Raw genomic sequence first — 8,378 nt, 5'->3', positions numbered from 1 at the left:
CGGTACGGAGGCAACGGCTTCGGCCGCGCCCGAGCCGGTCGGCAAGCCACCGTTGTCGCGGCTGGCCGCGAGCCGGCAGCGCCGGCGCCGGCGTGTCCGGCTAGCGGCGCGGGTGACCACGTCGATGTGTGCGGTACTGGCACTCGTCATGACCGGTGTCGGCTGGAACTACCTGCGCGCCACCGACAACGGCTTCACCCAGGTGTCGGCGCTGGACGAGAATTCCGCCGACATCATCGACCCCGGCGGCCAGACCGGTGACGAGAACTTCCTCATCGTCGGCACCGATACCCGTGCCGGCGTGGACAGCTCGCTCGGCGCCGGCACCACCGCCGATGCCGAGGGCGCCCGGTCCGACACGGTGATGCTGGTGCACATTCCGGCCAACCGGTCCCGGGTGGTGGCCGTCTCGTTCCCCCGCGACCTCGACGTCAGCCGTCCCGAATGCGAGGGCTGGGACAACGACAAGGCCAAATACACCGACGCGAAATTCCCCTCCGCGATCGGCGACAAGCTCAACGCGACCTACGCCCTCGGCGGGCCGAAATGCCTGACCAAGGTGATTCAGAGGCTGTCCGGCCTGAAGATCAGCCACTTCGTCGGCATCGACTTCAGCGGTTTCCAGTCGATGGTCGACACCATCGGCGGTGTCGAGGTGTGCACCAACCGGCCGCTGGTCGACGAGGAGCTCGGCACGGTGCTGCCGAATCCGGGCCGCCAGATCCTCAACGGCCCGACCGCGCTGGACTACGTCCGTGCCCGCCACGTCCAGGGCGAGGAGCGCAGCGACTACGACCGCATCCACCGCCAGCAGCTGTTTCTGTCCTCGCTGCTGCGCAGTGCCCTGTCCTCGAAGGTGCTCTTCGACATCGGCAAGCTCAACGGCTTCATCAGCGCGTTCAGCAGCCATGCCTTCATGGACAACGTCAACACCAAGGATCTGCTGATGCTGGGCCGCTCGCTGCAGAAGGTGAGCGCGGGCGCGATCACGTTCCTGACCGTGCCGACCGCGGGCACCACCTCCTACGGCAACGAGATTCCGCGCGAATCGGATATCAAGGCGATCTTCCAGGCGATCATCGACGACCAGCCGCTGCCGGGCGAGAAGAAGGCGCCGGAGCCGTCGAAGTCCGCTCCGGCTCCGGCCCCGCCGCAGCTGACCGCCGTGGATCCGAACACGGTGTCGGTGCAGGTCTCCAACGGTTCCGGGGTGACCGGCGTGGCGAGTACGGCGGCGACCAGGTTCGCCGCCGACGGTTTCCAGATCTACAACGTCGGCAACTACTCCGGCGGCACGATCGACAACACGACGGTCCGCTATTCGGCCGGTCACGAGGCCGAAGCCGCGACGGTGGCCTCGGCGTTGCCGGGCGCGAAACTGGCCGTGGCATCGAATCTGGGCAGCATCGTGGAGGTGGCTCTCGGCGCGGACTTCTCCGGCACCGTCGGCACGCCGACCGCGTTCGGGTCGCCGGTTCCCGCCCCGGCCGGAGCCACCGATGCCGCCGCGACGCCGGTCACACTCCCCTCCGACCTCGAGCACGTCAACGCGGGCGACGACCTCTGCAAGTGAGCCGCGCTCACCTGCGACGACACCCCGGTCTGCCCGGCACCGACGATTCACCCACCGTTCGTGACTTGGTCAGAGCCGGGAACTAGTCTTTGGTTTCATGCGTGTCATCTACAACGAACAAATGGCCGAACTCGCCGATCTTCTGGGTGAGATGGCCGGATTGGCCGGTTCGGCCATGGAGCAGGCGACCCAGTCGCTGCTGCAGGCCGACATCTCGCTGGCCGAACAGGTGATCACCGAGTACGACCGGATCGCCGAGATGATCGCGCAGGCCGAGGAGAAGGCGTTCGCACTGCTGGCGCTGCAGGCGCCCGTGGCCGGCGACCTGCGGCAGGTGGTGAGCGCCATCCAGATCGTCTCCGATGTGAATCGGATGGGTGCGCTGGCGCTGCATGTGGCCAAGGTGGCCCGCCGCCGGCACCCGAACCACGCGCTCCCGGAATCGGTGAACGGTTACTTCGCCGAGATGGGCCGCATCGCGGTGAATATGGGTGCCGCCGCCAAGGAGGTCCTGGAGACGCGCGATCCGGAGCGGGCCGCGCAGCTCAACGAGGACGACGAGGCGATGGACGATCTGCATCGCCACCTGTTCTCGCTGCTGATGGACCGGGAATGGAAGTACGGCGTGGCCGCCGCCGTCGATGTCACGCTGCTGGGCCGCTACTACGAACGCTTCGCCGACCATGCGGTGGAGATCGGCCGCCGGGTCGTCTTCCTCGTGACCGGTGTACTGCCGCCCGACCCCGACTCCGAAACCGAGAAGATCTGAGCCTGTTCCGCCTCTCCGTATCCGGGCGGAGGCCGGATACGGAGAGGCGCTGCCCGTCCGGCACGCGGACGGGCAGCGAGCTGTTATGTGCGGCTGACGGTTTCGGCTTTCGCTGGGGTGACCTCCGCGGTTCGGCCCAGCAGTAGCGATGCGCCGAGCCGAGGCTTCCAGGGCAACAGCGTCGCGACGAGCGCCGCGCAGACCAGCAGTGCGCCGACCGCCGCCCAGGATGCGGCCGTCGAGCCCGCGAGGGCGGCCACCTTCATGGCATGCACCAGATCGGCTTTCGCGCCGGCGAAGAACGGGCTGATCGGCGCCTCGACGATCGCCAGCACGCTGATCGGGGTGTCGCGGGCCAGGCTCTTCTGGGTCGGATCCATGATCGCGTCCGGGATCGCATCGATGCGGGCGCCGACCCGGCCGGTGTAGACGGAGGTCATGATCGAGCCGAGGACGGCGACGCCGAGGGTGCCGCCCACCTCGCGGGTGGTGTCGTTGACCGCCGATCCGGCGCCCGCCTCCTCGATCGGGACCGCGCCCATGATGGATTCCGTGGCCGGCCCCTGCACGACGCCGAAGCCGATGCCCATCAGCACCATCGAGACCAGAACCGTTCCCAGATAAGGTGTTTCGACGGTCACCCGGCCCGCGAGGAACATCCCCGCGGCCAGCAGGAGCAGACCGCACACCACGGTGGCGGTGGTGCCGATGCGCTGCGCGGCCAGCGTTGCCAGGGGCGCACCGAGGCCCACCGCCGCCGCGAAAGGCAAAGAATGGATGCCGAATTCGAGGGCACTCAATTCCTTCACACCCTGGAAGTACTGGGTGATCAGGAACAGGAATCCGAAGGCGCAGAAGTAGGAGACGGTGATCGCCAGGGCCGGAATCGAGAAGCGCCGGATCCGGAACAGCCGCATGTTCAGCACCGGTGATTCGACCCGCAACTCCCAGATCACGTACAGCGCAAGCAGAATCAGCGAGAGCGCATAACCACCGACGCTGCGCCCCGACAGCCAGCCGTGCTTCGGCGCCTCGATGATCGTCCACACCAGCGTCGTGACCGCCACCAGCGAGAGGCCGATGCCGAGCACGTCGAGCCGGCCGCTGTGGCAGGCCCGCGATTCCGGGACGACGACGAGCACGGCCGCGATCGTGATCGCCGCGATCGGCACATTGATCCAGAACACGGCATGCCAGCTGAAGTATTCGAGCAGCCAGCCGCCGGTCACCGGCCCGATCGCCACCGCGATACCGGCCATGGCGGTCCACAATGCGATGGCCGCGGCCCGGGCACGCGTCTCCGGGAACAGGTTGATGATCAACGCCAGCGTCGCCGGGAAGACCGCGGCGGCGAAGACCCCCATGCCGGCGCGCGCGGCGATCACCTGGCCGAGGCCCGAGGACATGGCACCGGCGGCCGACATGACGGCCACCCCCGCCAGGCCGATGATCATCAGCCGACGGCGGCCGTAGCGGTCGCCCAGATGGCCGAGCGGCAGCAGCAGCCCGGCGAACGCCAGGGTGAACGCGTCCACGATCCACTGCAGGCCGCTCATCCGGGCCTGCAATTGCACCGCCATCGACGGCAGAGCCACATTGACCAGCGTGTTGTCCAGTACGACCAGCAGTTCGGCCAGACAGATCGCGATCAGTGCGAAGATCCGCATCCGCGTCGCGATCGGAATCCCCTGCTGGGCTACTGGTCTCGCCGTTGACACCGACATCCCGCCTCCTGACTATAACGATCGGTTTAGTTCAGGAGGAAGGTAACTGTTACCAAGAGTGTCAGACAACCGACTGCGGTATGAGATGAGCGAGCACACATCCCGGCACGCGCTGTGATATACGCCATAGCGTCCCGGCTGGGTGCCACAGAAAAACCCCGCCCCACCAGGGACGGGGTTTCGAAACCTCGACGGCTGCTCGGCCTCCGAGTTATCCGAAGCGGCCGGAGATGTAGTCCTCCGTCGCCTTCTGTGTGGGGTTGGAGAAGATCCGCTCGGTCTCGTCGATTTCGATGAGCTTGCCGGGCTTGCCCTGGGCCTCCAGGTTGAAGAACGCCGTCTGGTCACTCACCCGCGCGGCCTGCTGCATGTTGTGGGTGACGATGACGATCGTGTACTCCTTCTTCAGCTCGGAGATCAGATCCTCGATCGCCAGCGTGGAGATGGGGTCCAGCGCCGAACACGGCTCGTCCATCAGCAGCACGTCGGGTGAGACCGCGATCGCGCGGGCGATGCACAGCCGCTGCTGCTGACCGCCGGACAGGCCACCGCCCGGCTTGTCGAGGCGATCCTTCACCTCGTTCCACAGGTTGGCGCCGCGCAGCGAGCGCTCGGCGACCTCGTCGAGCTCCTTGCGGTTGCGCACACCCTGCAGCTTCAGCCCGGCCACCACGTTGTCGCGAATCGACATGGTGGGGAACGGGTTCGGCCGCTGGAACACCATGCCGATGGTGCGCCGCACGCCGACCGGGTCGACCGCGGAGCCGTAGATGTCCTCACCGTCGAGCAGCACCGCGCCCTCGACGCGGGCATTCGGCGTCACCTCGTGCATGCGGTTGAGCGAACGCAGCACCGTCGACTTACCGCAACCGGACGGACCGATGAACGCGGTGACGCTGCGCGGCAATACGGTCAGCGACACATCGGATACGGCGTGGAATTTGCCGTAGTAGATGTTGAGATCTTTGACGTCGATCCGCTTGGCCATTGTCGTATTCCGTTCGCTTCTATCGATTCCGCGTGAGCAGTTTGTTGACCACGGCCGCGCCGATGTACAGCAGGGCGATGATCAGGATCAGCGTCAGCGACGCGCCCCACACTCGCATCCGGCCGGCCGCTTCCGGGTTGGCCAGTTCCTGGTAGATCATCAATGGCAGCGACGCCATATTTCCGTTGAAGATGTTGGTGTTGATCGACTTCGAATAGCCGACGAGGACCAGCACCGGCGCGGTTTCGCCCATGACGCGGGCGACCGCGAGCAACATACCGCTGATCATGCCGGGCAGAGCGGTCGGCACGACGATCCGCAGGATCGTCTTCCATTTCGGAATGCCCAGCGCGTACGAGGCCTCGCGCAATTCGTCGGGCACGAGTTTGAGCATTTCCTCGGTACTGCGCACCACGACGGGCAACATCAGCAGCACCAGAGCCAGCGACACCGCGAAGGCCGACTGCGGGAAACCGAAGGTCGCGATCCACAGCGCGAAGACGAACAGCGCGGCCACGATCGAGGGCACACCGGCGAGGATGTCGACCATGAAGGTGGTCGTCTTCGCCAGCCAGCCCCGACCGTATTCGACCAGGTAGACCGCGGCCATGATGCCCAGCGGCACCGCGATCACCGCGGCGACCGCCGACTGCACGATCGTTCCGTAGATCGCGTGATACACACCGCCCGCGAACTGGTCGGGCAGCACGCCCTTCTGCGACTTGGACCACCAGCCGCTGCTGACGATCGCGTGGAAACCCTTGTTGAGCACCAGGATCAGCACCCAGCCCAGCGGCACCAGCGCGATACCGAAGCACAGCCACATGACCGAGGTGGCGACATTGTTGCGGACCTTGCGGCCCAGGCTCACGTGGCGGAACGTGGGCGCCTTGATCGGCTTGTCCAACGTGGTGGTCATCACCCGTTCACCTTCCCGCCGGCGGCGATCCGAGCCAGGGCATTGACGATGAAGGTCAGCGCGAACAGGACGAAGCCCGCCGCGATGTAGGCGCCGGTGGGCAGCGCCTGGCTGAATTCCGAAGCGGCCGAGGCGATCTTGGAGGCGAAGGTGTAACCGCCGTCGAACAGCGACCAGTGGCCGGGGGTCGCGGCGGTACGCAGCACGATCAGCACCGCGATGGTTTCACCGAGCGCGCGGCCGAGGCCCAGCATGGAACCGGCGATCACACCGCTGCGGCCGTACGGCAGCACGGTCATCCGCACCACCTCCCATTTGGTGGCGCCCAGGGCCTGTGCGGCCTCGATGTGCGCCCGAGGAGTCAGGTGGAAGACCTCGCGGCTGACCGAGGTGATGATCGGCAGGATCATCACCGCGAGCACGACACCGGCGGTGAAGATCGTGCCACCGCCGCTGATGGAGACATTGCCTTCCTTGAACAGGAAGAACCAGCCCAATTTGTCGTTCAGGAATTGTTCGAAGGGTGCCAGCTTCTCGGCCAGCACCAGGAAACCCCACAGACCGAACACGATCGAAGGCACCGCCGCGAGCAGATCGACCAGCATCGCGAACGGACGCGACAACACCTTCGGCGCGTACTGCGTCAGGAACAACGCGATACCGACACCGAGCGGCACGGCGATCAGCAGTGCCAGCAGCGAACTCAGCACCGTGACCATGAACAGATCGCGGATGCCGAAGTGCATGTTGTCGGCATTGGTGACGTTGAACTCGGCGCTGGTGAAGAAGTTCGCCTTGTTCGCCGCCACCGACGGCACCGCGCGAATCAGCAGAAACAGCGCGATGAGCGCGATCGCCGCGACGATCGTCGCCCCGGCGGCCGTGGCCAGGGAACGGAAAACGGTCTCCCCACGGCGGCCGTGGCCGCCGGCGTTGCGACCGGCCGGCTTGGTGCTCGACTCACTCGGCATGGAGGAAGTATCTCCCGGCGGGACTTCATTGCCCGACCGCGGGCCGGTCGAATCCGACTGGCCCGCGGCGGTGACTTCGTCGTGGACGGTCATGGGTTTCGCAATCAGGAGATGGCGTTGATCGCGGTGGTCAGCTTGGTCTTGAACGCATCCGGGATCGGCACGTAACCGGAGTCCTCGAGGCCGTTCTGACCGTTGGTGATCGCCGAGGTCAGGAACGCCTTGACGGCCTTGCCGGTGTCGGCGTCGGCGTACTTCGAGCACACGATCTCGTAGGTGGCCAGCATGATCGGGTAGGCGCCCGGATCGGTCGGCTTGTAGAACGAGTTGGTGTCGATGATCAGGTCGTTGCCCTGGCCGACGATCTTCGCCGAGGCGATGGCCTTACCGGCCGACTCCGCGTTCAGCGCCACCGGCTTCACGGCGGCGTCGGTGATGATCTGCGCGGTGGACAGGTTCTGCGACCGCGCGAAGGACCACTCGTTGTACGTGATGGAGCCCTTGGTGCTCTTGATGGCGGCCGAGGTGCCCTCGTTGCCCTTCGCGCCCTCGCCGACACCGCCGGCGAACGCCTTGCCCGCACCCTTGCCCCACGCGCCGTTGGAGGCGGCGTCGAGGTAGCGCTGGAAGTTGTCGGTGGTGCCCGACTCGTCACTGCGGAAGATCACGTGGATCGGGTCCGACGGCAGGTTCACGCCCTGGTTCAGGCCCTTGATCGCCGGGTCGTCCCACTTGGTGATGGTGCCGTTGAAGATCTTCGCCGCGGTCGGGCCGTCGAGGGTCAGGTTGGTGACACCGTCGAGGTTGTAGGTGACGGCGATCGGACCGAAGACCGTCGGCAGGTTCCAGGCCGGTGCGCCACAGCGGTCGGCGGCCTTCTTCGGCTCGTCCTTCTTCGGGTCCAGAGCCGAGTCCGAACCACCGAAATCGGTCTGGCCACCGACGAACTCGTTCACGCCGGCGCCGGAGCCGCTGGAGGTGTAGTCCAGCTTCGCGCCGTCGCAGTTCTGCTCGTAGGCGGCGATGAAACGGTCCATCGCGTTCTTCTGAGCGGAGGATCCGCTGGCCTTCAGAGCCTTCTTGCCACCGCAGGCCACATCGACCTTGCTGGTGTTACCGGTCGCGGACGAGTTGTCGTCGCTACCACAGGCAGTCAGTGTCAGAGTGCCGGCTGCCGCCAGCACGCCGAGGAGAGCGCCGCTGCGCTTGAAATTCACCTGTTCCTCCGGGAAACGCTTCGTACGCGTCCGATCCCTCAACGACCGGACGAGTCCAGTGGGTGGCCGTTCGCAGAGAACTTGCGCACCGAGCAGCGAATGCCGCCCACGATCAAAGTAGATTCGTCCGGTTGACAGCGGGACCTGGGCAAGTGAACGCAGAGTGAACAACCCGGCGCGATTGCGGTTCAAACCTGTGAGATTTGCCGCAGCGTTA

At 66.1% G+C, this 8,378-nt stretch carries 7 protein-coding genes; 2 read left to right on the top strand and 5 right to left on the bottom strand.

The window, feature by feature from the left end:
• On the top strand, positions 1–1,573 hold a 1,573-nt coding region (locus ON23_RS02955), incomplete at its 5' end, for an LCP family protein (RefSeq protein WP_039776096.1).
• A gap of 97 nt (positions 1,574–1,670) precedes the next feature.
• Entirely contained in the window at positions 1,671–2,342 is a 672-nt protein-coding gene (phoU, locus tag ON23_RS02950) for a phosphate signaling complex protein PhoU (RefSeq protein ID WP_039776049.1), read from the top strand.
• Positions 2,343–2,425: 83 nt separating this feature from the next.
• Here the strand turns inward: phoU and ON23_RS02945 are convergent, their stop codons facing one another.
• From ON23_RS02945 to pstS, 5 genes are all read right to left on the bottom strand, one after another.
• Positions 2,426–4,066 (bottom strand): MFS transporter, encoded by a 1,641-nt coding sequence (locus tag ON23_RS02945; protein ID WP_051041876.1) that lies wholly within the window; start codon positions 4,064–4,066, stop codon positions 2,426–2,428.
• Between the two features lie 211 nt (positions 4,067–4,277).
• Positions 4,278–5,054: a phosphate ABC transporter ATP-binding protein PstB gene (gene pstB, locus ON23_RS02940; RefSeq protein ID WP_036497807.1), complete on the bottom strand. Its 777-nt coding sequence runs from the start codon at positions 5,052–5,054 to the stop codon at positions 4,278–4,280.
• Positions 5,055–5,073: 19 nt separating this feature from the next.
• On the bottom strand, positions 5,074–5,973 hold the full coding sequence (pstA, locus tag ON23_RS02935) for a phosphate ABC transporter permease PstA (protein ID WP_036497805.1): 900 nt from the start codon (positions 5,971–5,973) through the stop codon (positions 5,074–5,076).
• Positions 5,973–6,944 (bottom strand): phosphate ABC transporter permease subunit PstC, encoded by a 972-nt coding sequence (gene pstC / locus ON23_RS02930; RefSeq protein WP_039776091.1) that lies wholly within the window; start codon positions 6,942–6,944, stop codon positions 5,973–5,975. The genes pstA and pstC overlap by 1 nt, the downstream gene beginning before the upstream one ends.
• Before the next feature lie 104 nt (positions 6,945–7,048).
• Complete coding sequence (gene pstS, locus ON23_RS02925; protein WP_039776048.1) at positions 7,049–8,161, bottom strand: phosphate ABC transporter substrate-binding protein PstS; 1,113 nt, start codon at positions 8,159–8,161, stop codon at positions 7,049–7,051.
• Positions 8,162–8,378: the final 217 nt, after the last annotated feature.

It is taken from the genome of Nocardia cerradoensis NBRC 101014, from assembly GCF_000308535.1.
GTDB lineage: Bacteria > Actinomycetota > Actinomycetes > Mycobacteriales > Mycobacteriaceae > Nocardia > Nocardia cerradoensis.
This window is presented reverse-complemented; position numbering and strand designations above follow the sequence as displayed.